Genomic DNA, 24,605 nt, shown 5'->3' with positions numbered 1-24,605 from the left:
GGGGGGGCGCACCCCCGCCCCCACCGCGGGCCTGTGTGGGCGACCCCCCCCCCCGGCCGCCGGGGGCGCGCCCCCCCCCCGGCGGGGGGGGCGGGCGGGGGGGGGGCGCCCCCCCCCCCCCCCCCCCACGGCGCAGCTGCCGCGAGGTGCGGCCCGGGGCCTGTTACGCACCGCCGTGGCGGGGGGCGACCACCCCGCGCAGCGGGACAGCGGCGAACAGCGCGAGCAGGACGAGCAGGGCGCTCGCCCACAGTGGGCCCAGCGGCCCGGCGCTGGATCCCAGGGTGGGGGCGGCGACCAGCGGTCCGGTGGCGGCGCCGACGTTGAGGGCCGCGGTCGCGTACGAGCCGGCCATGGTGGGGGCGGCGGCCGCCTCGTAGAGGACCCGGGTGATCAGGGTGGTGCCCAGTGCGAACGACAGCGCGCCCTGCACGAACACCAGGGCCAGCAGCGCGGCCGGCTCCTCGGCCAGGACGGCGAGGGCGGGCCAGCCGGCGAGCAGCAGCGGGCCGCCGGCCGCGAGGAGCAGGCGGGGGCGGTGGTCGGCGAGGCGTCCGGCGGTGGTGACGCCGAGCAGGGAGCCGGCGCCGAAGAGCACCAGGGCGACGGGGATCCAGAGCCGGCCCAGTTCGGCGGTGTCGGTGACGACGGGGGCGAGGAAGGTGAAGCCGGCGAAGGTCGCGGCGTTCACCAGGGCGCCGAGCGCCATGACCAGGAGCAGACGGGGGCGGCGCAGTTGGGCGAGTTCGGTGCGCAGCGCCGGTTCGGCGGTGTCATGCGGGGCGGTGTCATGCGGGGCGCTGTCGTGTGGGGCGGGTGCGGCCGGGATGCCGCGCAGGAGGCCGGCGGCGGCGGGCAGGCAGAGGGCGGCGACGGCCCAGAAGGTGGCGCGCCAGCCGAGCAGGGTGCCGAGGGCGGCGCCTGCCGGGACGCCGGCGATGGTGGCGAGCGTGGTGCCGGAGAGCAGGACGGCCAGGGCGCGGCCCTTGCGGTCGGGGGCGACCAGGGTGGCGGCGGTGGTCAGGGCGACGGCGAGGAAGCCTGCGCAGGCGAGGGCGGCGGCGACGCGGGTGGCGCACAGGAGCGGGAGGCTGGTGGTGATGGCGCCCGCGGCGTGGGCGGCGGCGAAGGCGAGGAGGAGGCCGAGGAGGCTGGTGCGGGCGGGCCAGGTGCGGGCGAGGGCGGCCATCAGTGGGGCGCCGAGGGCCATTCCGGCGGCGAAGGCGGGGCCGAGCAGGCCGGCCGCCCCGACGCTCACGCCGAGGTCGGCGGCGAGGTCGGGCAGGAGGCCGGCGAGCATGAACTCGGAGGTGCCCATGGCGAAGACGGCCAGGGCGAGGAGGTACAGCGGGAGGGGCATCGGGCGTGTCGGGGACATCTGAGGGCTCCGGAGTGAGGAGATGCGCGGGAGGTCGGCGTCTCGTCACCGCGGTCAGCGCCCGGGGCCTGAGGGCGTGCCCGTCCGGCTGCGGGGTGCGGCGGGAGGGCGGGGTGCGCGGCTCGGGGGTTCAGGGGGCTGACGGCGCGTGACCGAAAGCCCCCACCCTGGATGCCTCGGGGCTCGACATGGTCTGCAGGCTACCGGAGCGGTGTCCGGTGGGGCACGCGGGTTTCGGGCGTCTCCGGGGCGCGCCCGTGCCGCCCGGCGGGTGTGGCCGGGCGGCTCGGGGTGGTCGGGGGCCGGGGTTACGCGGTGGCGGTCGGGAGCTTGGCGGTCAGCGCGGTCGGGACGTTGACCACGTCGGCGAGGCTGTACTTGCCGGGGCCGAAGTCGGCTGCGGTGAGGGCCTTCTTGCCGCCGCCCGCGACCAGCCAGACGGTGGGGCTGTCGGGCGAGAGCAGCAGGGTGCCGTCGGCGGGGGCGCTCTTGGCGGCGGCCGCGCCCAGCCAGGTGCCGGGGACGCCCATGAGCGGCTGCTTGTCGTAGCCCATGGCGGTGAAGTCGGCGTAGGTCAGGGAGACCGCCAGGCCGCCGGCCATCACGTAGACGGTGGAGTCGGTGCCGGCGGCGTCGGTGAGGACCGTGCCGTTCTTCAGGGGCTTGGCGACGGCGCCCTGCAGCCAGGCCTCGGGCACGCCCATCAGGGTCTTGGTGTTGTAGCCGTCGGCGGTCCACTCGCTGCCGGAGATGTGCAGGGCGGTGCCGTTGACCATGACGTACATCGACGGGTCGGTGCCGGCCTGGCCGTTGACGACGGTGCCGTTCGGGACGGTGGCCTGGGTGGCGGAGGCGAGCCAGGCGCCGGGGACGCCCATGTCGGCGCGGGTGTTGTAGCCGTCGGCGGTCCATTCGGCGCCGGAGATGGGCAGGGCGGCGCCGGAGACGACGACGTAGCGGGCGTTGCCGCCGGCCTGGTCGTGGACGACGAGGCCGGTCGGGAGGGTGTTGGTGAGCGCGTTCTGCAGCCAGGCGGTGGGGACGCCCATGTCGGGGCGGGTGTTGTAGCCGGCCGCCGTCCAGTCCGCGCCGGAGATGGACAGCGCCGCGCCGGCGACGACGACGTAGCGGGAGGAGCCGCCGGCCTGGTCGTGGACGACGGTGCCCTCGGGCGGGGTGGTGGGCAGGGCGTTGAAGCGGGCGTCGTCCACCAGGACGATCTTGCTCAGGTCGTAGCCGTCGGGGGCGACGTCGGAGCCGGCGACCGGCAGGCCCGCGCCGCTGATCAGGATCTTGACCGAGGAGCCGTTGGGCGACTTGACGAGCGTGCCGGTGGGCAGCGACGCCGGGTCGGGGTAGGAGGTGCCGGCCGGGTAGGGGTTGGCGTGGTCGGCGCCCAGGTTGGCCGCCGGGCCGCAGTGCGGCCAGGCGCCCTGGCCCTGCCCGGCGAGGACCTTCTCGGCGATCAGGATCTGCTGCTGCTTGGTCGCCCGGTTGGCGTAGGGGGCGTACTGGCTGCCGCCGTAGGCGAGCCAGGTGCTCTGGGAGAACTGGAGGCCGCCGAAGTAGCCGTTGTTGGTGTCGATGCTCCAGTTGCCGCCGCTCTCGCACTGGGCGACCTTGTCCCAGGTGGACACCGAGGCCGCGGAGGCCTGGCCGCCGAGGGCGAGCGGGGCGGCCAGGGCGAGCAGGACGGTGGCGGCGGCGAGGGCCGGTGTCTTGCGGGCGGCGGCGGTCATGACGGAAGTCCCCCTGGGCAGATGCGGGTTGGCTGGTCGGACGAGCGGGTGCGTGCGGGCGCGGTACGTGTGTGCAGGTGCGGTGCGTGCGGGCGCGGGGCGGCCCGGCCTGCGGTGGCCGGGCCGCCCTGGCGGGGTGGGTGCGTCAGGCGACGGTGGGGAGCTTGGCGGTCAGCGCGGTCGGGACCTTCACCACGTCGGCGGCGTTGTAGGAGCCGGGTGCGGCCGCCTTCTTGCTGCCGCCGTTGACGACCTGCCAGACGGTGGGGCCGTCGGAGGACTGGAGCAGGGTGCCGTCGGCGGGGGCGCTCTTGGCGGCGGCCGACTGCTCCCAGCTGCCGGGAACGCCGCGCAGCGGCAGCTTGTCGTAGCCGTAGCCGGTGAAGTCGGCGTAGGTGAGCGGGACGGCCAGGCCGCCGGCCATCACGTAGACGGTGGAGTCGGTGCCGGCGGCGTCGGTGATCAGGGTGCCGTTGGCGAGCGGGCGAGCGACCTCGGCGGCCTCCCATTCCTCCGGGACGCCCAGGACCGGCTGGTTGGCGTAGACGGTGGTGAACTCGGCGCTGGTCATCGGCAGTGCGGAGTTGTTGGCCATCACGTAGATCGACGGGTCGGTGCCGGCCTGGCCCTTGATCAGGGTGCCGTCCGGGACGGTCTTCTTGGCCGTGGTGTTGAGCCACTCGCCGGGCACGCCCATCAGGGACTGGAGGTTGTAGCCGTCGGCGGTCCACTCGGAGGCGGAGATGTGCACGGCGGCGCCGTTGACGACGACGTAGCGGCTGGGGTCGGTGCCGGACTGGTCCATCAGGACGGTGCCGTTGGGCATGGGCTTGGCGATGGCGGCCTTCAGCCAGTCGCTGGGCACGCCCATCAGGGACTGGGTGTTGTAGCCGTCGGCGGTCCACTCGGCGGCGGAGATGTGCATGGCGGTGCCGTTGACGACGACGTAGCGGCCGGCGTCGGTGCCGGACTGGTCCATCACGACGAGTCCGGTGGCCGGGCCGGTGTTGATCGCGCCCTGCAGCCAGCTGGACGGGACGCCCATGTCGGCGCGGGTGTTGTAGCCGTCGGCGGTCCAGTCCGCGCCGGAGATGAACAGTGCCGCGCCGCCGACCACGACGTAGCGGGAGGAGCCGCCGGCCTGGTCGTGGACCACGGTGCCGGGCGGCGGCACGGTGGGCAGGGCGTTGAAGGCACCGTCGTCGACCTGGACGATCTTGCTCAGGTCGTAGCCGTCGGCGGCGACGTCGGAGCCGGCGACCGGCAGGCCCGCGCCGTTGATGATGACCTTGACCGAGGCGCCGTTCGGGGACTTGACCAGCGTGCCGGAGGGCAGCGAGGACGGGGAGGTGCTGACGTCCTCGACGACGTTCTTGTAGCGCCGCGCCTTGTAGTCCCCGTTGGGGTGCGAGTCGAACTTCGCGGCGTTGATGGAGGCGCCGGCGATGTGCTTCACCGGGGTGGAGCCGAAGGAGTAGTAGGAGAAGGTCGTGTGGCCGGGGTCGTCCCACTTCTCGAAGAGCAGGACGTGGTCGTAGAAGCTGTTGAGGACGTCCCCGGGGCGCAGGTCGCTGCGCGGGATCTCGTAGCTCTCGTCGGTGGCGATGGACTGGGTGGTGGCGCTGTAGCCCAGGTGCCAGGCCATGGAGACGTAGCCGGAGCAGTCCTTGCGGTAGTAGCGGCCGCTGGAGTCGGGGAAGGTCGCGCCCTGGTTGTAGGTGAGGCCCGGGTTCTGGTTGAACCAGTACTGGGCGCGGGAGAGGATCTCCGACCGGGTGATCTGGCCGCCGACGGTGGACGAGGCGGCGGCGTGGGCCGCGGTGGTGGTGACGGCCGTGGCGGCTATCGCGCCGGAGGCGGCGATGGAGGCGGCGAGGGTGACGCGGGCGAGCTTGGAGAGCGCGGAGGGCACGACGACACGTCCTGACGGGGTGAGAGCGGCGGTGGGCGCCCGGTGCGGGCACGGGAAGTCGGGGGGCGTGGCCCGGAGGGAGGCGGACAGCTACCCTGCAGGAGCAGCGGTCGGGTGGCCTCGGGCGGCGGCGGGGCGGGTCAGTCCCGGAGGGTGTTCACGGCGGTGGCCGGCGCGGGGCGGGTCAGTCCCAGATGGTGTTCGCCGGGGTCACGGTGGCCGGCGCGGGGGCCGGGGCGTCCCAGATGGTGTTCGCCGTCGTGGCGGCCGGGGCCGGGGCGGGGCTGTCCCAGATGGTGTTCGCCGAGGCCTGGCCGGCGATCGGCAGGGCAGCGGCGAGGGCGAGGGCGGCGACCGCGGCGGCCTTGGCGAGCGGGGTGCGAAGCATGGGAGTTGACCTCTTTCGAGAACTGGACGGGTGGCGGTGAGTCCGGTGTCGCGTCCCGCGGTAGACGCTCGGCCGGTTTGCCTCCGGGCGGTGGGCCCTGCTGGCGAGTACTAGCTTCGTCGCAGTTCAGGGCGGGTGGAAGGGTTCTCCGGTGGACGGAAGCGGCAGCGTCCGAATCCGTCCAGCCGGGCCGGATCAGTCCAGCAGGCGCTCGTAGAACGGCGCGACGAGCGGGGCGCCGACGCGGGTGAGCGTCCAGCCGCGCAGCGCGGGGACGGTCTCGACCGCGCGCCGGCAGAACGCGTCGACGACGGTCTCGGCGGCGCTCAGCCGGCCGGCGACCAGGTAGACGCCGAGGACGGCGCCGGGCCCGGCGCCCTCGTGCACGGCGACGTGTTCGATGCGCTCCTGGGGCCGCGCGCTCGCCAGCAGCACCCCGGCGGTGTCGGGCGCGAGCGCTGCTCCCGAGGCCGGGGCCGGGGCCGGGGCCTGGATCTCGGCGTGAATCAGGTACATGGAACGGACTCTGCCGAACCGTCGACATCCCGGCATAGAGGATCAACCTGGACGGTTCCGGCGGTGTCCGGAACCGTCCAGGACCGCTTGCTGGCCCCCTCTCGCACTCGCGTGCGATGATCGCGTACGCAGCGATTGGCGATTCAGGCCTTACACACCGGGGGGTAACGAGGCATGCTGACCGCACTCGGGCTGGATGCCGTGTCGGAGAGCGTCTACCGCAGCATGCTCGCGCATCCCGGCGACGGGGTGCGGGCGCTGGCGGAGCGGCTCGGGCGCAGCGAGGAGGAGGTCCGGCGCTGTCTGGACCTGCTGAGCGAGCTGGCGCTGATCCGGCCCTCCTACGAGCGGGAGGGCGAGCTGCGTGCGGTGTCGCCGCAGGTCGGCATGGAGTTGCTGATGGCCCGTCAGCAGGCGGATCTGGCGGCGCAGCAGCTGCGGATCGAGGCGTCCCGGGCGGCGGCCGCGCAGTTGATCGCGGAGTACGCGGATCTGCGGCCGGCCGCCTCGCACGCGGGGGTGGAGCAGTTGGTGGGCCTGGACCAGATCCGGGACCGGATCGCGTCGCTGGCCCGTGGCCTGACGGCGGAGATCATGACCTTCGCGCCGGGTGGCGGGCATTCTCCGGAGAGCATCGAGGCGTCCCGGCCGCATGACCGGGATCTGCTGGGCCGGGGGGTGCGGATGCGGACGGTGTACCTGGACAGTGTGCGCAACAGCCAGCCGACGGTGGCGTACGTGGGCTGGTTGGCGGAGCTGGGCGGGGAGGTGCGGACGGTGCCGGAGCTGCCGACCCGGATGATCATCTTCGATCGGGCGACGGCGCTGATCCCGGTGAGCGGGGAGGACACCCGTGCGGGGGCGGTCGTGCTGACCGGTCACGGGACGCTGGTGGCGCTGTGCGCGCTGTTCGAGCACGTGTGGGGTCAGGCGCGGGAGCTGGGGCCGTCGGCGGTGCGGGACGAGGGCGGGCTCAGTGCGCAGGAGGCGACGGTGGTGCGGTTGCTGGCGCAGGGGCTGACGGACGAGGCGATCGCCAAGCGGCTGGGGGTGTCGTCGCGGACGGCGCGGCGGGTGGCGACGGATCTGATGGAGCGCCTGGGTGCGCGCAGTCGTTTCGAGTTCGGGATGCGGGCGGTGCAGAACGGCTGGCTGCCGCAGCAGTTGTAGGGCCGGCGTTCGCGCGGGTGGCCGTGGCGGGGGCCGGGCGGCTGGTGCGGGTGTGGGTCCGCCCGCCGCCCCCGGGTCGCGGGGGCGGCGGGCGGCGCCGGAGGTGTGGAGCGGGGCTGCTAGAACGGCGGGAGCGTGCCGAGCTTGACGTCGCCCGTGTAGTGCTTGCCGAGCGCGTCGAAGTCGTAGTACAGGTGCACGTCGTCGCCGACCAGGTAGAACCTCTGCGTGCCGTTGACGAACGGCGACAGGCCCAGGTGGAAGGTGATGCCTTCGGTCAGGCTGCCGGAGGCGCTGCCGACCTTGACCTTGCCGAGGAGCGGCACGTTCGCGTACACCACGATGGACGCGGAGCGGGCGGTGGTGTCGAGGGTGAGCGTGGTCTCCAGCGGGCCGGTGACGTAGGTCCAGGTCTGCACGGCCGTGATGGCGGGCGTGACGTTCTGGACCACTGCGACCGGGGCCAGGGCAGGGGCCGGGGCGGCCGCCATGGCCGCCGTGCTGCCGAAGCCGACTGTCAGGACGGCGAGGCCGGCCACCACAACACCCGCACGACGTACGAAGCGGTTCTTCATGGTTCCCTCCCAGAGGTGTGAGCTGATGGTCGGGTCCCCCGGGGTGATTCCTATCAGTCAACTCGCTTGGGGTGCCAGCGTGTTGTACATCACGACCGCCCTCCGGCGTAGAAGTGGACCCCCCCGTTCGGGTGGTTTTTCTTGACTTTGCCAGCGCCTGTGTGCAGTGGGGGTGGATCTCGTCGCGCGGCCCGTTCCGGGTACGGAGCAGCCGTCCCCTCGTGCGGGTTCGGGGCTTTGCCGGGCGGCCGCGGTGCGGGGCCTGCGGGCCGGCCGGGGCCGGTGGCGGGCCCGGACGGTGGCGGGAGGGCCTGCGGCCGCCGGCCAAGTGGACCGGTCGCGCGGGTGACGCTACGCGCGTCCGTTTCCGTCCACCCGGGGGGATTTGTCGGACCTTCACTGATCCCCCATCAGATGATCACTCGGCTGCCGGAATTCCGACCCCTGGCGTACGGCGCGGTCCACTCGAATTCCTTCGCACACCGCCGAGCAGCGAAAGGCCTTCACCCCATGACCCGCCCTGCCGACCGCCCCTCCCCCGACCAGCAGCTGCGCGAGGCCGCCGCGCGGCTGGACCGGCGCCGCTTCCTCACCGTCACCTCGGCCGCCGCCGCGCTGGCGTTCACCGTCAACCTGCCGTCCGCGCACGCCGAGGACGCCGAGTTCGGCCCGCGCGCCATCACCGGCGACCCGTTCACCCTCGGCGTGGCCTCCGGCGACCCGCTGCCCGAGTCCGTCGTGCTGTGGACCCGCCTGGCGCCGCGCCCGCTGGAGCCCGGCGCCGGTCTGCCGCCCACCGGTTCGGTGCGGGTGGGCTGGGAGCTGGCCCGCGACGAGCGGTTCCGCAAGGTGGTGCGGCGCGGCAGCGCCCGCGCGCACGCCGAGTTCAACTACGCGGTGCACGTGGACGTCGACGGCCTCGACGCGGACCGGGTGTACTGGTACCGCTTCACCGTCGGCGCCTGGAGCAGCCCCGTGGGGCGCACCCGCACCGCGCCGGAGCGCGGGCGCAGGCTGGACGCCGTCCGCTTCGGGCTGGTGTCCTGCCAGGCCTACGAGGACGGCTACTTCACCGCCTACCGCCACCTGGCCGACGAGGACCTGGCGGCGGTGTTCCACGTCGGCGACTACATCTACGAGTACGGCATCGACGCGGCGGGCGGCGACCGCAAGTACACCGACCGCACCCTGCCGGCGCTGTTCGACCACGAGACGGCCACGCTGGAGGACTACCGGCTGCGCTACTCCCTCTACAAGAACGACCCCGACCTCCAGGCCGCGCACGCCGCCCACCCCTGGTACGTCACCTGGGACGACCACGAGGTGGAGAACAACTACGCGGCCGGCATCCCCGAGAAGGGCCAGGACCCGGCGCCGTTCATCGCCCGCCGCGCCGCCGCCTACCGCGCGTACTGGGAGAACATGCCGCTGCGGATGCCGCAGCCGCGCGGCACCGAGCTCACCCTCTACCGGCGCGTCCACTTCGGGCAGCTGGCGCAGTTCGACATCCTCGACACCCGCCAGTACCGCGACGACCAGGCCAACGGCGACGGCTGGCAGTACCCCACCCCGGAGTCCGAGGACCCCAGGCGCACCCTGATGGGCGCCGCCCAGGAGCGCTGGTTCGCCGAGGGCCTGCGCCGCTCCCGGGCGACCTGGAACGTCGTGCCGCAGCAGGTCGTCTTCTCCCGCCGCAAGAACACCACCGCCGAGCGCTCCAAGCTCTCCATGGACGCCTGGGACGGCTACCCGGCCGCCCGCGAGCGCTTCCTGGCCGCCGTCGACCGGGCCGGGGTGGAGAACCTGGTGCTGCTCACCGGTGACGTCCACGTCGCCTACGCCCTGGACGTCAAGCGCGACTTCGACAAGCCGGACTCGCGCACCGTGGGCGTGGAGTTCGTCGGCACCTCGATCAGCAGCGACGGCGACGGCGAGGAGCGGCCGTCCAACTGGCAGAACCTGATGTCGGCCAACCCGCACATGAAGTTCTACGACGGGCGGCGCGGCTACACCACGCTCACCCTGGACCGCCACCAGGTGCGCGCCGACTACCGGGCCGTCTCCCACATCACCCGCCCCGGCGGCACCGTCACCACCGCCGCCTCCTTCGTCACCGAGGCCGGCAACCCGGGCATCCGCCCCGCCTGACCCGCCACCCCCTGGTCCCGCCACCCCTTGGGTCCCGCCGCTCACGGGGGCGGCGGGACCATGTGGTGGCTGAGCCTTGAGCGTGACCGCGCCGCACCAGTTGCCTCGCATAGGCCCCCCGGCTGCTCAGGACTGAGCAGCCGGGGGACTCGACTACGCGCGAAGGTGTTCCAGTGCCTTCTCCAGCGCATCCTCAGCGGCAACCGCCACGTCCGGCTCCACGCCAACGCCCTCCCAGTTGGTGCCGGTGACCGGGTTGATCGAGCGGGCCGCCGGCACGGTCACCGTCACATGCGGCGCGACAGGAATACGGGCCGTCGGGTGGGCGCCACCACGCGTCGTCTGCCCGACCAGCGTCGCACGCTTGAGCACCTTCAGGTTGTACGACAGCTCCTCCCCACCGGAGAACGTGAAGTCGCTGGTCAGCACCGCCACCGGACGGTCCGAATAGCGCGGCGCGGCGAGGTGCCCGAGGGTCCAGTACTGGCGGGTGGAGTCGGTAGCCCGGTCGTAGATGTCGTTGAGGTGCACCTCGTCGTCAGCGAAGAAGTAGCTGCACCACAGCTGCACACCCTCCGGTGAACCGCCGCTGCACTGCCGCAGGTCGATGACCAACGCCTCGGTGGAAGCGACCAGTTGCATCGCGGCGGCGATCGCGGGACCGCCCACCCCGGCCGGGGGAATCATGCGCAGATCGAGGTAGCCGATGTTGCCGTCGAGCTGCTCTGCCCGCCGGATGCCGTAGTTCTTCTCCCGGGCGTACCGCTCGAACCGGGCCCGGGCGACGTCCTCCGGCTCCTCGTCCATCGACTGCGGCTCCTCGCTCCACAGCAGCCGCAGGTGCTTGTCCGGACACACCCCCTGCAAGTCCTCCGTGACCCGCTCGCACAGCCCCCGCTCGTCCAGGCCCTCATAAGCGCCTTCCGCCAGCCGGTTCCGGATCGCCACTTCCATGGCCGCCGTCTTCTCGGGGAACACGTAACCAGCGGTGATCCGGGCGAGGGCGGTGTCGAGTATCGCTCCATGAGTGATCATTCGCGCGATCGTAGGTCAAGGCCGAACCGATGCCCAGCGGTTTCTCAGCGAACTCCTCACCGCCACCCCCTCCCCCGGCCCCCGCCTCAAACCCGCCCTCACCCACTGCCGCACCCAAGCCACCCACACCACCCGCACCTGAAAACCCGTTCCGCGCACAGGAAGTCGGCCCCGCCGACTTCCCGCGCAGCGCGGTCGCTCCCCGGCTACGGGGCGAGCCGCAGGTGGATCGCGAGGACGCCGAGCCGCTCCTTCTCCAGCGGGTGGATCTCGCGATAGGCGGCGAGGAGTTCGGCCCGGCTCACCCCCTCGGATCCGATCGCCTCCAGGTCCTCGGCGTCGAGCATCGCGTCGAAGCCCGGACACTCCACCACCTCGGTGAGCCGGGTGCGGTAGCGGGCGTCCCCGGACTCGAAGACGAGCAGCTGCCCCGGATGGATCTTTCGCATGCTGGGGTAGCCGACGCGCACCCCGACGGTCTTGGTGCCGCCGGCGATCAGGTCGAGAGTTCCTGGGACTTCTCACGCAGCGTCATCACAGAGAAGGACATCCGTCGGGTGGCCAGGCTCAACGGTGCCCGCCCCCGAGGAGCGTGCACCCGACGCCAGACCGTGGCCCGCGCGGCCTGGCGCCAGTGGAACCCTTCGTCACCCCTTGCCCGCAGGAGACGCGCCGTGCCCCCCGGCTGCTCGCCCATCGGCGATGCAAGCCAGCATGAAGCCGACGATGCGGCGCCACACTCCTCGGAAGCAGCCCCGGCCGGAGGCCTCACATCCGGCTTCGATTCAGACTTCGCCGAACTCGCCGCTTCGGACAGCGGCAACGAACGAGTCCCAGCCCTCGGCCGAGAAGGCCAGCGCCGGGCCCTGGGGGTCCTTGGAGTCACGGACCCTGCCCGGGTGCACATCGTCCACCTCTACGCAGCCGCCCCCGCCATTGCTGTAGGTGCTCTTGCGCCACTTGGCGCCCGTTGGGTCATGCATGGTCCAGTTCCTCCCGTGTCTCCCGGATCATGGCCAAACTGTCCGGCTGGCTGTGCGCGTTGACCTGGAGTCGATCGTATCTATCGACCCATCGAGCCACCGTCTCGGCGTCTTGTTCCAGGTATCCCCGTTGAAGCGTCTCCGTGTACCCGACCAAAGCACGATTGGGGAGGGTCAAGAGCGTGACGGGGTGGGACAGCGACCGATCCTCGGCGAGGCGGTACGGAGAGATCTGGATGATCACATTTGGGTGATCACACAGGCTCTCCAGGTGAGAGAGTTGCACGGCCATAATCTCCCGACCGCCGATCGGTCGACGCAGGACTCCCTCGTCCAGGACGACGTGGATCATCGTTCCTCTGTCAAGCATGAGTTGACGCTGCGCCAGCAGGCTGAGCCTCTCGTCGGCCTGCTCCTGCGTCGCTTCCCCTCGACGGACGATGCCGGCCTCGTAGGCCGCGCTGTAGTCCGGGTGCTGGAGTATGCCCGACACCATATCCGTGTCGAACAGTCTGACTGTGATCGCTTCGCGCTCCCGGCGAAGGTACTCGGAGAACCCCGGCAACAGAGCGCCGTTCTTCCAGCTCCACCACAGTCCCGTCAGGGCGCCACCGGCATCGAGGGCGGCATCCACGCGTTCTACGAACTTTAAAGACGGCGCTTGTTTAGCCCGCTCCACGTTCGAGATGTAGACGTTGGAGTACCCGACTCGCACGCCGAGTTCGATCTGTGTCATCCCCTTGGCCTGGCGCGACCGGCTGATCTGAACAGCCAGGGCTTCCAATGGGGATGACGTTGGGTCAAGTGTGCGACGAACCAAGATCGCCTTCTTTAAAATCCGCCGGACTAGAGATTTGAAACTCTTTCGATCCTAGAGCAGGCTGAGCCATCCTGGTAGTCATTCGACTACTGACCGAAGTGGGCGCACTCCATTCGCATACACCCTCCCCTTGAGGTGCTTCGCCATGCTCAAAATCCGTACCGCTCCCCGCCCCCGCACGTTCGCCGCGCGCCTGGACTCCCGCACGGAATCCACTCCCGTCGCCCGGCAGTTGCTCCGCGCCTACCTCGCCGCGCTCCCCACTGGCGACCGCTACCGCGACACCGCCGAACTCCTCCTCGGCGAACTCTTCGCCAACGCCGTCCAGCACACCGACGCCCCCGCCGACCGGCTCATCGAGGTCCGCTTCGCCGTCGTCCGCGACCGCCTGCGCCTCGAAGTCCACGACGCCGGCACCGGCCGCCCCTCCCTCCACACCCCCACGCCCGAGGACGAACACGGACGCGGCGTCCTCCTCGTCAACGAACTCGCCGAGAAGTGGGGTTGTTGCCCCCGCGCCGGCGGCGTCGGCAAGTTCGTCTGGGCCCTGATCGCCCCCGCACCCTCCCCCGCCACCTTCCTCACCGTCTGAACAGGTGCCCACCATGCGACTCCCCCTCACCGCCCGCCACCTGTTCGACACCGGCTCCACCCCCGCCGACACCTACGCCACCCTCGCGCGCCGCACCCGCGAGCCCCTGCGCTCAGCCCGCGCCGTCTGCATCGCCCTCGGCATCCCGGCGGCCGAGACGCAGCGCCGCCTCGACGACTGCTTCGACGCCCTGCTCGCCAACCCCCGCCCCGGCACCGAGAACGACACCGGCGAACTCCTCGAAGCCCTCGGCGTCTTCGACATCCCCAAAACCCCCGACAACCGCGACCTCGCCGTCATCGAACTCTTCCTCACCGCCATCGACGCCCACGGCAGCATCCGCGCCGGCCACCAACACGGCCTCACCCGCTGGTTCACCACCGGCAACCTCACCACCGCCTACCTCTCCCTCACCGCCACCCAACCCCACCCCACCACCGGCGACCCCACCCACTACTGGACCACCCTCACCACCGCCGGCGAACTCCTCACCACCACCCCCAACCCCGACCCCCGCCTCAAACCCGCCCTCACCCACTGCCGCACCCGCGCCGCCCGAACCACCCGCTCCTGAGCAACACCCGACCGTGCGCAGGAAGTCGGGCCCGCCGACTTCCTGCGCAGCGCGGTCGGCTCGTCCAGGTCAGCCGGACCTCAGGGCCGCCATCCGCCGACACCCTCCACTTCCACTCGCCTCGGCACCACACGGCGGTTTCTAGGGGCCTTTCGTGCGTTCTGGGCCTGTGGAATCCAACAGGCCCAAGGGCCCGCCGGCCGTGGGACAAGTCCGGCTCCTCTTGCGTGGAGGGGTGTCAGAGGTGTGGCTCTGCCCGGGTTCGTGCAATTTCGTGCATGCGGGGTTGTGCTTCTGACTCGCAGGGCTGACGGTGGTGCACGTCCCTGCAACTCCACAGACGTTGGAGATCGTCATGGCACTAGGTTTTGTGGGCATCGACCCCAGCACGGGCGGCGGAGGCTCGCCTACCGTGTGGGTCGAGGACGAGGCGGAGGAGATCGATCGCTTCGCCCGCACCGGCGAGATCGAGCTGGACCCCGAAGCGTCGTGGTGGCCCGAGTGGCTGGGACTCGTCCGCGAGACGGTCGGTCGTGGCGTGGTCATGCGGCGGGCCCGGATCGTGTCCGAGCCGGTGACCGACTACATCCGGTGGGAGCACGCGGTTACCCCGATGAACCTGGCGGCCGGAGAACTGGTTCGGTGGCTGCCGAGGAGTCAGACGTCGAACATCGCGCTGCCGGGGAACGACTTCTGGCTGATCGACGACAAGCTGGTGCTGTTCCACTTCTTCACGGGGTACGGCGACTGGGCCGAGCCCGGGTTCGCCTTCTCCGAGGACTCCGCGACGGTTCGTCTCGTCTCCTCCGCGTTCGAGGCTGTGTGGGAGCGTGGCACCCCGCACGACGAGTACAGCGTCTGACCCGCCCTTACCCTGCGAGCACCGGACCGCCAGACCTATGCCGACGTCTCCGTCATCAAGCGCGCAAGCGGCGCGTCTTGCCCTTGCCAACCGCCTTGTCGATCTCCGCAAGGATGCCGGCCTGACGGGTAGACAGCTGGCGTTCCGGTGCGGGTGGAACCCTTCGAAGGTCTCCCGCATCCAGAGTGCGCGAACCCCTCCGTCTGACTCCGACATTCGGGCATGGTGCACTGCTTGCACAGCGGCTGACCAGTCGGACGACCTGATCGCCACGTCGAGAGCGGTCGAGTCGATGTACATGGAGTGGCGTCGGCTGCACCGCGCAGGGATGCGCCAGGTGCAGGAGGACTTCTACACGCTCCACGAGCGGGCGGAGTTGTGCCGGACGTACGTCTCCAATGTCGTTCCCGGCTTCCTCCAGACGCCCGGGTACGCGACTGCCCTGATGCGCTCCATCACGGAGTTTCAGGGGACCCCTGATGATGTGGCCGACGCCGTTGCCGCGCGGGTGGCGAGAGGACGGCTCCTGAACGAGGGCAGGCACAGGTTCGCGGTGCTGATGGAGGAATGGGTGCTCCGCTCCCGGATCGGTGACGCGGAGACCATGGCCGGTCAACTAGGCCATCTGCTGGCGGTGATGCCGCTGGCATCGCTGTCGCTGGGGGTCATCCCATCCACCGCACAGCGCGGCATGTGGCCCCTCGAAGCGTTCTACCTGTACGACGATCGGCATGCTGTCGTGGAGACGCTGACAGCTGAGGTCAACGTCACCCAGCCCCGCGAGATCGCTGACTACATCCGGGCGTTCGGCGAGTTGCAGCGCCTCGCGGTCTACGGTGCCCAGGCGCGTGCGCTCATCACGTCGGCAATAGCCGCCCTCGGGTGAATCCGTGCGCGGGGGCCTTGCCGGCGCCGGGCTCCTCGGGCGGGGCGGCCGCGCGTTTCCTGGCCTGGCGCCCCGCGATGCGGCGGGGCGCCAGGCCGGTAGACGCGGGCCCGGGTCTTTCGGCTTGGCTAGGTGCGGGCGGCGGTGGTGCGGGTGCGGCGGGAGAGGGAGTCCAGGACGACGGCGGCGAGCAGGACGGCGCCGGTGATCATGTACTGGATGGCCTGGGCGGCGTGGACCATGTCCAGGCCGGTGGTGATGGACTGGATCACCAGGATGCCCAGCAGCGCGGACCAGGTCTTGCCGCGGCCGCCGAAGAGGCTGGTGCCGCCGATGACGGCGGCGGCGATCGCGCTCATCAGGACGTTGCCGCCGCCCAGTTGCTTGTCGGCGGAGCCCTGCTGGGAGGCGTAGAACAACCCGCCCAGGCCGGCCAGGAACGCGGACAGCATGAAGACGGAGATCCGCACCCGGGCCACGTTGACGCCGGCGCGCCGGGCGGCCTCCACGCCGCCGCCGACCGCGAAGATCTGGCGCCCGTAGGAGGTGCGGCGCAGGACGAAGTCGGTGAGGACGACGACGCCCACCAGCACGACCAGGGGCAGCGGCAGGCCGCGGTCCTGGTTGAGGGCGTAGGCGGTGGCGAGGGTGAGCACGGCCAGGGCGCCGGTGCGCACCACGGTGTCGGCGGTGGGGCGGGCGGTGAGGCCGGCGGCGGTGCGCCGGCGGGCGGTGCGCAGGTGGGCGAGCAGGTAGAGGGCGGGGGCGAGGACCGCCAGGGCCCAGGCGTAGGCGATGTCGCCATCGCCGAGGAAGGTGGTGTCGAGGGTGGCGATGAGGCCGCCGTGGCGGTTGTTGACGGTGCCGAGGTCGCCCAGGACGTACTCCTGCAGGCCGCTCCAGGTGAGCATGCCGGCGAGGGTGACGACGAAGGCGGGGACGCCGACGCGGGCGAAGAAGAGGCCGTGCAGCAGGCCCATGACGGTGGCTGCGGCGAGGGCGGCGAGCACGGCGAGCCATTCGGCGACGCCCTGGCGCACGGCGAGGACGGCGGCGAGGGCGGCGCTGGCGCCGGCGACGGAGCCCAGGGAGAGGTCGATCTCGCCGAGGATGAGGACGAAGACGACGCCCACCGCGATGAGGCCGGGGCCGGCGATGAAGCGGGTGATGTTGGTGAGGTTGTCGGCCTGGAGGAAGTGGCCGGTGACGGACTGGAAGATGACGGCGATCAGGATGAGGCCGACGACGACGGGCAGGGAGCCGAGCTCGCCGGCGGCCAGGCGCCGGCGGGCGGCGTCCAGGTAGCCGGCGGGGCCGGCGGCCCGGGTGTGCAGGCGGGGGTCGGCGCCGGGGGCCACGGGGTCGGCGCCGGGGGCCGCGGGGGTGTCGGCGGGGGTGCTGGGCGTGGTCATGCGGCGTCCTCCTCCTCGGTGTGGCGGGCCTGGCGCCGGGCGTGGGCGTTGTCGGTGGCTCCGGTGATGGCGGAGACGATCTGCTCCTGGGTGGTGCCGGCGACGGGGAAGACGCCGTTGTTGCGGCCCAGCCGCAGGACGGCGACGGTGTCGGCGACGGCCCGCACGTCGGCCATGTTGTGGCTGACGAGGACGACGGCCAGGCCGCGTTCGCGCAGCCGCTCGACGAGGTCGAGGACCTGGGCGGTCTGTTCGACGCCGAGGGCGGCGGTGGGCTCGTCCAGGATGACGAGGGCGGGCTCGCCGACGAGGGCGCGGGCGATGGCGACGACCTGGCGCTGGCCGCCGGAGAGCGCGGCGACGGGGGTGCGCACGTCGGGGATGCGGATGGCGAGGGTGTCGAGGAGTTCGCGGGCGTGCTGCTCCATGGCGACCTCGTCCAGGAGCCCTCGGCGGCGTTTCTCGCGGCCGAGGAACAGGTTCGCGATGACGTCGAGGTTGTCGCACAGGGCGAGGTCCTGGTAGACGGTGGCGATGCCGAGGGCCTGGGCGTCCTGGGGGCGGGTCAGGCGCACGGGCTCGCCGTGCCAGGTGATGGTGCCCTCGTCGACGGGGTGGACGCCCGCGATGGTCTTGACGAGGGTGGACTTGCCGGCGCCGTTGTCTCCGACGAGGGCGAGGACTTCACCGGTGTGCACATCGAGGCCGACATCGGTGAGGGCCTGGACGGCACCGAAGCGCTTGGAGACCGAGCGCAGCTGGAGGACGGGTGCGCCTGTCACATGAACCTTCTTCTGCGGTGGTGGACTTGGACCCGGGTCGAACTGGGCGGGGCCGGGCTACTTGAGGCCGGCGGCGGCGCAGGCGGCGGCGTAGTCGGCGGTGCAGATGTCGGAGACCTTGTAGAGGCCGTCGGCGACGACCGTGGTGGCGATGTTGGCCTTGGTGACGACCTTGGCGTCCAGGAACTTGGCGGGGATGGCCTTGTCGGTGGCGCTGTCGACGGTGGCGGTGGCGACGGCCTTGACGTCCTTGCCCTTGAGGAGGGCGACGGCCAGTTCGGCGGCGGAGTCGGCGAGCGGGCGGTAGGCCTTGTAGATGGTGAAGGCCTGGTCGCCGTTGACGATGCGCTGGATCGCGTCGAGGCCGGCGTCCTGGCCGCCGACGGGGACCTTGATGCCGGCGCCCTGGAGCTGGGTGATGATGGCGCCGGCCATGCCGTCGTTGGCGGAGTAGACGGCCTGGAAGCCGTTCTTGCCGAGCTGGGTGACGGCGGCGCCGATCTTCTGGCCGGCGACGGTGGCGTCCCACTGGCCGGACTGCTCGTAGACGATCTTCTTGACCTTGGCGTCGAGGATCTTGTGGGCGCCGGTCTTGAAGTCGGCGGCGTTGGGGTCGGCCTCGTCGCCGTTGATCATGGCGACGTTGGCGTCGGCGGCCTGCGGGCCGAGGGCGTCGACGAGGGCCTGGCCCTGGAGTTCGCCGACCTTCTCGTTGTCGAAGGAGGCGTAGGCGGCGACCGGTCCGGTGGCCAGGCGGTCGTAGGCGACGACCTTGACGCCCTTGGCGGCGGCCTCCTGGACCCAGCCCTGGGTGGACTTGGCGTTGAAGGGGTCCAGGATGATCACCTTCACGCCCTGGGCGAGGAGGGTGTCGAACTGCTGCTTCTGCTTGGCGGCGCTGCCCTCGGCGTTGTTGTACAGGACCTTGCAGTCCGCGCACAGGGCGGCCACCTTGGCCTCGACGAAGGGGCGGTCGAAGGATTCGTAGCGGGTGGAGGAGGCGTTCTCGGGTAGGAGCAGCCCGATGGACTTGCCGTCTCCGGAGGCGGCCGCGTCCTTCTTGTCGCCGCCCGCCTTGCCGCAGGCGGCCATGGACAGGGCCAGTGAGATGCCGGTGGTGGCGATGAGGACGCGACGCAGTGCTGCGTTCATGGGGGTGCCTCTCCCTGACGTCGCCGCGGCTCTGCGGCGGGGTGGGGGGAGTTAAACCTGAACGCGTACATGACGTCAATAAGTAAATTCAGACTGCGGGCGATGCGCCTCTACTCGTTATCTTCATGAACACTGACGGGGAGTTGAAACCTGGAGGAAGCTCCAAATGACGGAACGGCGGCGCCCGTTGCGGGGCCCGCCGTTCAAGAGTCGATCAACCTGTCGGAGTGTCAGAAAGGCGGGGCGCCCGCCGTCCCCCGTGCGGCGGGCGCCCCCGTGCGGAGGTGGTACCGGTGCGTCAGGAACGACGCGTCAGGGGCGGTCGAGGGTGATCGAGTTGATCGGGCCCAGGTCGTACCAGACGCCGTTCTGCGCCGGGATGTCGTAGACGCAGCTGCCGCCGCCCGAGCCCCGACACAGGTGGGCGTGGGCGCCGCCGGACTGGTTGTTGAGGACCCAGTGGTTGCCGTACTGGTTGCTCAGGTTGTGCGCGCCGTAGCTCCAGTACACCTCGCTCGGGGCCGAGGCCGGGTTCTGGTTCTGCGGGTAGACGCAGACCGCCCCGTACGGACAGCCCGCCCAGGAGCCGTCGGCGGCGCCGGCGCTGCCGGCGCCCAGGGTGGTCAGGGTGGTCAGGGCCGCGGTCGCGAGGGCGAGGGCGGCGACGGCGTGGGTGATCCTGCGCATGGATGGTTCTCCCTTGGCTGGTGAGCGGCCTGACGTGGGGTCCGGCCGGTGCTCAGCAGCCTAGGAACGCGGGCGCGGCGGCGGTCCCTGACATCTGACAGGGGCGCGCCGCCGCACTCCGGGAGCCGGTTCGCCGGCTCACCGGGCTAGAGCTTGCCGAAGGTGTCGCACTGGGCGAGGTCGCCGGTGCGGTAACCGGTGGTGAACCAGGTCTTGCGCTGGTCGGAGGAGCCGTGGGTCCAGCTCTCCGGGTTGACCCGGCCGGTGGCCTGCTTCTGGATCCGGTCGTCGCCGACGGCCGCGGCCGCGTCCAGGCCCTGGGCGATGTCCTGGTCGGTGAGGGAGGCGATCAGCGGCCGCCCGGTGGAGGGCTGCGGGGTGGTGGTGGCGTGGTGCGCCCACACCCCGGCGTAGCAGTCGGCCTGGAGTTCCAGCTTCACGGAGGCGCTGTTGGCGCCCTGGCGGTCGCTGCCCACCTTCTGCATGGTGCCGAGGAGGTTCTGGATGTGGTGGCCGTACTCGTGGGCGACGACGTAGGACTCGGCGAAGGGCCCGCCCTTGGCGCCGAAGCGGGCCGAGAGCTCGTTGAAGAAGCCGAGGTCGAAGTAGGCCTTCCGGTCACCGGGGCAGTAGAACGGGCCGACGGCGGAGGTCGCCGGGCCGCAGGCGGTGGAGACCTGACCGGTGAACAGCACCGTCTCGGCGTTGCGGTACGCGGTGCCCGTGCGCTTGGGCAGTTCGGCGCGCCAGAACTCCTGCACGCTGTTGGTGACCGCCACGATCCGGCAGTCCTGGCGCCGGTTGGCGTCCGCGCCGGTCTTGCAGGCCTGCTGCACCTCGCCGGCGGTGTGCGCGCCGCTGGAGGTGGTGGAGCCGCCGCCGGAGGACAGGCCCAGCAACTGGGGGTCCACGCCCAGGACGACCGCGAACAGTACGACGATCAGGCCCACCGCCCCGCCGCCGATGGCGACCTTCCCGCCCGGGATCCCGCGCCGGTCGTCCACCTGCGAGGTGTCGAGGTCGCCCTGGTCGTCGAACTGCATGCCCCTGCCCGCTTCTGTCGTGTTTGTCAGTACTGGTGACGGTCTGTGCCGGTGACGGCCCGCCCAGCCTACGGGCAGCGGGCGCCGGCGCGGCGCAGCGGGGCGCGGGCGCCAGGGGCCGGTCAGGACGGGGCGGGGCCGGGCGGCGACTGCGGCCGTGGCCGTGGCCGCGGCGGTCGGGCACCGCTCCCCCGAGGCCGCACGCGCCGTCCTGGACCATCACCTGGCCCGACTGTTGGACTGTCGGTCCGTCAATTCTTGACGCGGGTCATGGATTTGGCCACGACTGAGGCTTCGGCAGGGCGGGCGGGCCCGCGGGGGCGGCCGAGCAGGACGCCGGCCAGGACCAGGGCCAGCCCGCACACCTGGCGCGCGCCGAGCCCCTCCCCCGCGAGGCCGGCGCCCAGCAGGACGCCGGCGAGCGGGTTGAGCAGGCCGAGCAGCCCGACCGTGCCGGCCGGCAGGTGGCGCAGGCCCGCGAACCAGAGGGCGAAGGCGAGGGCGGTGGCCACCAGGGCGACGTAGCCGAAGGCCGGGAGCGTGCGGGCGTCCATCGCCGGGGGCGCGCCCTCCACGGCGGCGGCCAGGGGCAGCAGCATCAGGCCGCCGGCGGTCAGCTGCCAGGAGGTGACGGCCAGTGGGGCCGCGCCCTCGCGCCAGCGGGCGGCCAGCACGTAGCCGACGCAGGAGACCAGCATCGCCGCCACCGACGCCGCCAGCCCCGCCCCGCTGACCGTGCCGCCCGCGCCGAGCAGCGTCAGCGCCACCCCGCCCAGGCCCACCACCGCGCCGACCAGGTGGGCGCGGTGCGGGCGCTGCCCGGCCAGCGCCCAGGCGGTGAGCAGCATCGCCAGCGGGGAGGCGGCCATGACGGTGGCGGCGGTGCTGGTGGGCAGCAGTTGGGAGGCGAGGTAGAGCAGGACGAAGAACACCGCGGCGTTCAGCAGTCCGAGCAGGGCGCTGCGCCACCACCAGGGCCCGTGCGGGCGGCGGCGGGACAGGGCGAGCAGGACCAGTCCGGCGGGCAGGGCGCGCAGGGCCGCGCCCCACAGGGGCCGGTCGGCGGGCAGGTAGGCGTGGGTGACGTAGTAGTTGGCGCCCCAGGCGAGCGGCGCGACCGCGGTCAGCAGCACCCACCGCAGATTGGCTTCCATGGAAGGCAATATACCTTCCCTGGAAGGTACTGGCGGTAGGATGGCCCCATGGAGCACCACCAGCAGCACCCCCGGACGCCCTCCCCGCCGGGCGCGGACGCCGACCACGTGGCGCTGATCCAGGCCCAGTGGCGGCGCGAACGCCCCGACCTCGACGTCTCCCCGCTGGCCGTCATCGGCCGCCTGCACCGCCTCGCCGCCCGGCTGACCGGCGAACTCGCCCTGGTCTACTCCCGCTACGGCCTCGGCGAGGGCGAGTTCGACGTCATGGCCGCGCTGCGCCGGGCCGGCGCCCCCTACGAGCGGGCCCCCGGGGAGCTCGCCGCCCACACCATGGTCACCACCGGCGCGATGACCAAACGGATCGACCGCCTCGAACGCGCCGGGCTGGTCACCCGCCGCCTCGCCGAGGGCGACCGGCGCGGGCGCCTCGTCGCCCTCACCGACGCCGGCCTGCGGCTGATCGACGAAGCGTTCACCGCCCACATGCGCAACGAGCACCGCCTGCTCGCCCTCCTGTCCCCCGAGGAGGCCGCCGCCCTGCAGACCCTCCTCACCGCCTGGCAGCACCGCCTGGACGGCACCGCACCGGGCGGCGGGCCAGCAGAATGTGACGCATGACCAGCACTCCGCCGCCGTCCCAGCCCGAACCCGAGCCCGGACCGCAGCCCCAGCCGCCCCAGCCGTCGCCGTCCGGCAGCCCGGAGAGCCCGGGGGCCCGGGCCGACCGGCGGCTGGTGGAACTGCTGCAGGAGCTGCGGGTGCTGCAGACCGGCGTGCAGATCGTGTTCGCGTTCCTGCTCGGGGTCGCCTTCACCCCGCGCTTCGCCACCCTCACCGACGGCCAGCAGGACGTCTACGTCACCACCCTGCTGCTGGCCGTCATCTCCTCGGCCGTGTTCGCCACCCCGGTGGCGCTGCACCGCGGGCTGTTCCGCCACCCCGGCAAGGCGCGGATCGTCAAGGTCTCCGCCCACATCGCCCAGTTGGGCCTGATGCTGCTCGCCTGCGCGCTCACCGGCGCCGTGCTGCTCGTCCTGGACGTCGTGCTCGGGACCGCCACGGCCCTGGCCATCACCTCCGTCGTCGCGCTGATCTTCGCCGGGCTGTGGTTCGTCCTGCCCTGGGCGGTGCGCCGCCCGCTGTACGACGACTGAACCGGCGCCCGGCGGCCGGCACCACCGGGGACAGTGCGCCCGCTTCCCGTCACCCGCGCCGCACCGGGGGCGGGCGCGGCGCGGGTGACGGACGGGACCGGGCCGGGGCCGGCTGTCGGGCGCCGGGGGCCAGGCGAGGAAGTCCCACATCTCCCTCACCCCTCAGAGCCCGCCCGCCCCCGAAACCGCTTACCGCCCCACCCCGCGCGGCGGGTACCGTGCCCGGATGCACAGCAACGACAACAACGGCAGCAGGGACGGCAACGGGAACGGCAACGGCAGCGCCCCCACCTGGGACGTCCTGCTGCTCGGCGGCGCCTCCGGCCTCGGCAAGAGCCGCGCCGCCGCCGAACTCGCCCGGCACAGCGGCGCGTTCGTGGTCGAGTTCGACGACGTCGTCGCCGCCCTGCACGCCGCCACCACCGCCGAGGGCCACCCCGGCCTGCACCACTTCGACGGCCTCGACGACCCCGACGCGCTGCCCGCCGACCGCGTCCTGGAACTGCAGATCGCCACCGCCCGCGCCCTGGACGACGCCCTGCTCGGCGTGGTGCGCAACCGCCTCACCGTCGACGTGCCCGCGATCGTCGAAGGCGACTACCTCACCCCGGCCGCCGCCGCCCGCGCCGCCGCCGAGGCCGCCGGACAGGGCCGCGTCGTGCGCGCCGCGTTCCTGCACGAGGGCGACGCGGCCGGCATCAGCGCCAACTACGCCCAGCGGGAACCCGACTGCGGCCCGCAGGAGCGCCGCGCCGCCGTCAGCGCCCGCTACTCCCACTGGCTCGCCGACCAGGCCCGCACCCACCACCTGCCCGTCCTGGACTGCCGCCCCTACCCCACCCTCGCCGACCGCCTGCTCCGCGCCCTGACCTGACCTGACCTGACCTGGCCTGACCTGACGAAAGGGGTCCGAGATGCTGATCGTGGTGAGCGGCGGGCCGGGCAGCGGGAAGACGACGCTGGCCCACGCACTGGCACAGGCCCTCGGCTGCCCGGCGGTGTGCCGGGACGAGCTGAAGGAGGGCCTGGTGCACGCGGGCACCCGGGCCGGGAACCCCGACGAGGCAGTGCGCGCGGCGTTCTTCGACGTCCTGGAGGTCCTGGTGCGCGCGGGGGTGAGCGTGGTGGCGGAGGCCGCGTACCAGGACCGGCTGTGGCGGCCCGGCCTGAGCCCGCTGGCCGAACACGCCGAACTGCGCATCGTGCACTGCCGGGTGGACCCGGCAGTGGCCCGCGCCCGGATCCGCACCCGCCTGACGACGCACCCGCACCGCGCCGCGCACGCCGACCGCACGCTCCTCGCCGCCCCGCCCGGCCCGGGCAACCTGCTGGACGACTTCACCCCGCCGTCCCTGCCGGCGCCGCACCTGCACGTGGACACCACCCACGGCTACCGCCCGCCGCTGGCCGACATCGCCGCCTTCGCCACCGGACCCGGCGGCTGACGGACGCCCGAACTGCTCGGCCTGGTCCGACACGGTCTCTTCGTTCATCGCCGCCGGGCGCGACGCGCCCGATCACGGTCTGCCCGACCATGACGCCAAGGCGCGGTCGACAGTTCGCCAGTGAGTCCGGCGGTTCGCCGGATCAACTCCGCACAGCGGCAGTCGAGTTCAGATTCCCCCAGGCGTTCGACGGGC

At 72.4% G+C, this 24,605-nt stretch carries 26 protein-coding genes; 10 read left to right on the top strand and 16 right to left on the bottom strand.

From position 1 onward, the window contains the following. Positions 1–163: 163 nt before the first annotated feature. The 5 genes from ACIOGZ_RS21730 to ACIOGZ_RS21710 all read right to left on the bottom strand — a co-directional run bounded on the left by ACIOGZ_RS21730 (position 164) and on the right by ACIOGZ_RS21710 (position 5,933). The gene (locus ACIOGZ_RS21730; RefSeq protein WP_400986926.1) at positions 164–1,360 is read right to left on the bottom strand and encodes a Cmx/CmrA family chloramphenicol efflux MFS transporter; all 1,197 of its coding nucleotides are present in this window, start codon (positions 1,358–1,360) and stop codon (positions 164–166) included. 326 nt (positions 1,361–1,686) lie between these two features. Then, a complete protein-coding gene (locus tag ACIOGZ_RS21725) occupies positions 1,687–3,117 on the bottom strand; it encodes a transglycosylase family protein (protein WP_363587839.1) in 1,431 nt (476 codons plus the stop codon). Between the two features lie 145 nt (positions 3,118–3,262). Further along, complete coding sequence (locus ACIOGZ_RS21720) at positions 3,263–5,029, bottom strand: hypothetical protein (RefSeq protein WP_363587841.1); 1,767 nt, start codon at positions 5,027–5,029, stop codon at positions 3,263–3,265. 184 nt (positions 5,030–5,213) lie between these two features. Next, the gene (locus tag ACIOGZ_RS21715; RefSeq protein ID WP_400986822.1) at positions 5,214–5,417 is read right to left on the bottom strand and encodes a hypothetical protein; all 204 of its coding nucleotides are present in this window, start codon (positions 5,415–5,417) and stop codon (positions 5,214–5,216) included. 195 nt (positions 5,418–5,612) lie between these two features. Continuing rightward, positions 5,613–5,933, bottom strand: a complete 321-nt coding sequence (locus ACIOGZ_RS21710; RefSeq protein WP_363632444.1) for a hypothetical protein — start codon at positions 5,931–5,933, stop codon at positions 5,613–5,615. A gap of 174 nt (positions 5,934–6,107) precedes the next feature. On the opposite strand from ACIOGZ_RS21710, the gene ACIOGZ_RS21705 reads away from it, so the two are divergent. Continuing rightward, complete coding sequence (locus ACIOGZ_RS21705) at positions 6,108–7,103, top strand: helix-turn-helix transcriptional regulator (RefSeq protein ID WP_363632442.1); 996 nt, start codon at positions 6,108–6,110, stop codon at positions 7,101–7,103. Between the two features lie 119 nt (positions 7,104–7,222). Here ACIOGZ_RS21705 and ACIOGZ_RS21700 read toward each other — a convergent pair whose 3' ends face one another. Beyond that, a complete protein-coding gene (locus tag ACIOGZ_RS21700; protein WP_363587849.1) occupies positions 7,223–7,678 on the bottom strand; it encodes a hypothetical protein in 456 nt (151 codons plus the stop codon). A gap of 510 nt (positions 7,679–8,188) precedes the next feature. On the opposite strand from ACIOGZ_RS21700, the gene ACIOGZ_RS21695 reads away from it, so the two are divergent. Continuing rightward, positions 8,189–9,826: an alkaline phosphatase D family protein gene (locus tag ACIOGZ_RS21695; protein WP_400810421.1), complete on the top strand. Its 1,638-nt coding sequence runs from the start codon at positions 8,189–8,191 to the stop codon at positions 9,824–9,826. A 153-nt stretch (positions 9,827–9,979) separates the two neighbouring features. Here the strand turns inward: ACIOGZ_RS21695 and ACIOGZ_RS21690 are convergent, their stop codons facing one another. The 4 genes from ACIOGZ_RS21690 to ACIOGZ_RS21675 all read right to left on the bottom strand — a co-directional run bounded on the left by ACIOGZ_RS21690 (position 9,980) and on the right by ACIOGZ_RS21675 (position 12,628). Next, on the bottom strand, positions 9,980–10,804 hold the full coding sequence (locus ACIOGZ_RS21690; protein WP_363587852.1) for a S41 family peptidase: 825 nt from the start codon (positions 10,802–10,804) through the stop codon (positions 9,980–9,982). Positions 10,805–11,067: 263 nt separating this feature from the next. Then, complete coding sequence (locus ACIOGZ_RS21685; RefSeq protein WP_400986924.1) at positions 11,068–11,358, bottom strand: ASCH domain-containing protein; 291 nt, start codon at positions 11,356–11,358, stop codon at positions 11,068–11,070. Positions 11,359–11,646: 288 nt separating this feature from the next. Beyond that, the gene (locus ACIOGZ_RS21680; RefSeq protein WP_400810423.1) at positions 11,647–11,844 is read right to left on the bottom strand and encodes a DUF397 domain-containing protein; all 198 of its coding nucleotides are present in this window, start codon (positions 11,842–11,844) and stop codon (positions 11,647–11,649) included. Beyond that, positions 11,837–12,628, bottom strand: a complete 792-nt coding sequence (locus tag ACIOGZ_RS21675; protein WP_400986820.1) for a helix-turn-helix domain-containing protein — start codon at positions 12,626–12,628, stop codon at positions 11,837–11,839. Before ACIOGZ_RS21675 ends, ACIOGZ_RS21680 begins: the two co-directional genes overlap by 8 nt. Positions 12,629–12,809: 181 nt before the next feature. Here ACIOGZ_RS21675 and ACIOGZ_RS21670 point away from each other — a divergent pair, with 181 nt between their 5' ends. From ACIOGZ_RS21670 to ACIOGZ_RS21655, 4 genes are all read left to right on the top strand, one after another. Next, entirely contained in the window at positions 12,810–13,256 is a 447-nt protein-coding gene (locus tag ACIOGZ_RS21670) for an ATP-binding protein (protein ID WP_400810427.1), read from the top strand. Between the two features lie 13 nt (positions 13,257–13,269). Then, positions 13,270–13,830: a hypothetical protein gene (locus tag ACIOGZ_RS21665; RefSeq protein WP_400986818.1), complete on the top strand. Its 561-nt coding sequence runs from the start codon at positions 13,270–13,272 to the stop codon at positions 13,828–13,830. 355 nt (positions 13,831–14,185) lie between these two features. Beyond that, positions 14,186–14,692 (top strand): DUF6879 family protein, encoded by a 507-nt coding sequence (locus ACIOGZ_RS21660; RefSeq protein ID WP_400986816.1) that lies wholly within the window; start codon positions 14,186–14,188, stop codon positions 14,690–14,692. Between the two features lie 37 nt (positions 14,693–14,729). Further along, complete coding sequence (locus ACIOGZ_RS21655; RefSeq protein WP_400986814.1) at positions 14,730–15,578, top strand: helix-turn-helix domain-containing protein; 849 nt, start codon at positions 14,730–14,732, stop codon at positions 15,576–15,578. A gap of 128 nt (positions 15,579–15,706) precedes the next feature. On the opposite strand, the gene ACIOGZ_RS21650 is transcribed toward ACIOGZ_RS21655, so the two are convergent. The 6 genes from ACIOGZ_RS21650 to ACIOGZ_RS21625 form a co-directional block, all read right to left on the bottom strand. Beyond that, on the bottom strand, positions 15,707–16,990 hold the full coding sequence (locus tag ACIOGZ_RS21650) for a sugar ABC transporter permease (RefSeq protein ID WP_400986812.1): 1,284 nt from the start codon (positions 16,988–16,990) through the stop codon (positions 15,707–15,709). Then, on the bottom strand, positions 16,987–17,772 hold the full coding sequence (locus ACIOGZ_RS21645) for an ATP-binding cassette domain-containing protein (RefSeq protein WP_363587872.1): 786 nt from the start codon (positions 17,770–17,772) through the stop codon (positions 16,987–16,989). The genes ACIOGZ_RS21650 and ACIOGZ_RS21645 overlap by 4 nt, the downstream gene beginning before the upstream one ends. A 57-nt stretch (positions 17,773–17,829) precedes the next feature. After that, positions 17,830–18,924, bottom strand: a complete 1,095-nt coding sequence (locus tag ACIOGZ_RS21640) for a substrate-binding domain-containing protein (protein ID WP_363587874.1) — start codon at positions 18,922–18,924, stop codon at positions 17,830–17,832. Between the two features lie 312 nt (positions 18,925–19,236). Further along, positions 19,237–19,611 (bottom strand): hypothetical protein, encoded by a 375-nt coding sequence (locus ACIOGZ_RS21635; RefSeq protein WP_363587876.1) that lies wholly within the window; start codon positions 19,609–19,611, stop codon positions 19,237–19,239. 146 nt (positions 19,612–19,757) lie between these two features. Then, on the bottom strand, positions 19,758–20,654 hold the full coding sequence (locus ACIOGZ_RS21630; protein WP_363587878.1) for a neutral zinc metallopeptidase: 897 nt from the start codon (positions 20,652–20,654) through the stop codon (positions 19,758–19,760). Positions 20,655–20,905: 251 nt separating this feature from the next. Continuing rightward, positions 20,906–21,808, bottom strand: coding sequence for an EamA family transporter (locus ACIOGZ_RS21625; protein ID WP_400986810.1), 903 nt, complete (start codon positions 21,806–21,808; stop codon positions 20,906–20,908). A 48-nt stretch (positions 21,809–21,856) separates the two neighbouring features. On the opposite strand from ACIOGZ_RS21625, the gene ACIOGZ_RS21620 reads away from it, so the two are divergent. From ACIOGZ_RS21620 to ACIOGZ_RS21605, 4 genes are all read left to right on the top strand, one after another. Next, a complete protein-coding gene (locus ACIOGZ_RS21620; RefSeq protein WP_400986808.1) occupies positions 21,857–22,429 on the top strand; it encodes a MarR family winged helix-turn-helix transcriptional regulator in 573 nt (190 codons plus the stop codon). After that, entirely contained in the window at positions 22,426–22,965 is a 540-nt protein-coding gene (locus tag ACIOGZ_RS21615; protein WP_400986806.1) for a DUF6328 family protein, read from the top strand. Before ACIOGZ_RS21620 ends, ACIOGZ_RS21615 begins: the two co-directional genes overlap by 4 nt. Before the next feature lie 226 nt (positions 22,966–23,191). After that, positions 23,192–23,839 carry an AAA family ATPase gene (locus ACIOGZ_RS21610; protein ID WP_400986804.1) on the top strand — a complete coding sequence of 216 codons (648 nt, stop codon included), beginning with the start codon at positions 23,192–23,194 and terminating at the stop codon, positions 23,837–23,839. Positions 23,840–23,879: 40 nt separating this feature from the next. Beyond that, positions 23,880–24,410 carry an AAA family ATPase gene (locus ACIOGZ_RS21605; protein ID WP_400986802.1) on the top strand — a complete coding sequence of 177 codons (531 nt, stop codon included), beginning with the start codon at positions 23,880–23,882 and terminating at the stop codon, positions 24,408–24,410. Positions 24,411–24,605 lie beyond the last annotated feature (195 nt).

It is taken from the genome of Kitasatospora sp. NPDC088160, assembly GCF_044741445.1.
Lineage (GTDB): Bacteria > Actinomycetota > Actinomycetes > Streptomycetales > Streptomycetaceae > Kitasatospora.
This window is presented reverse-complemented; position numbering and strand designations above follow the sequence as displayed.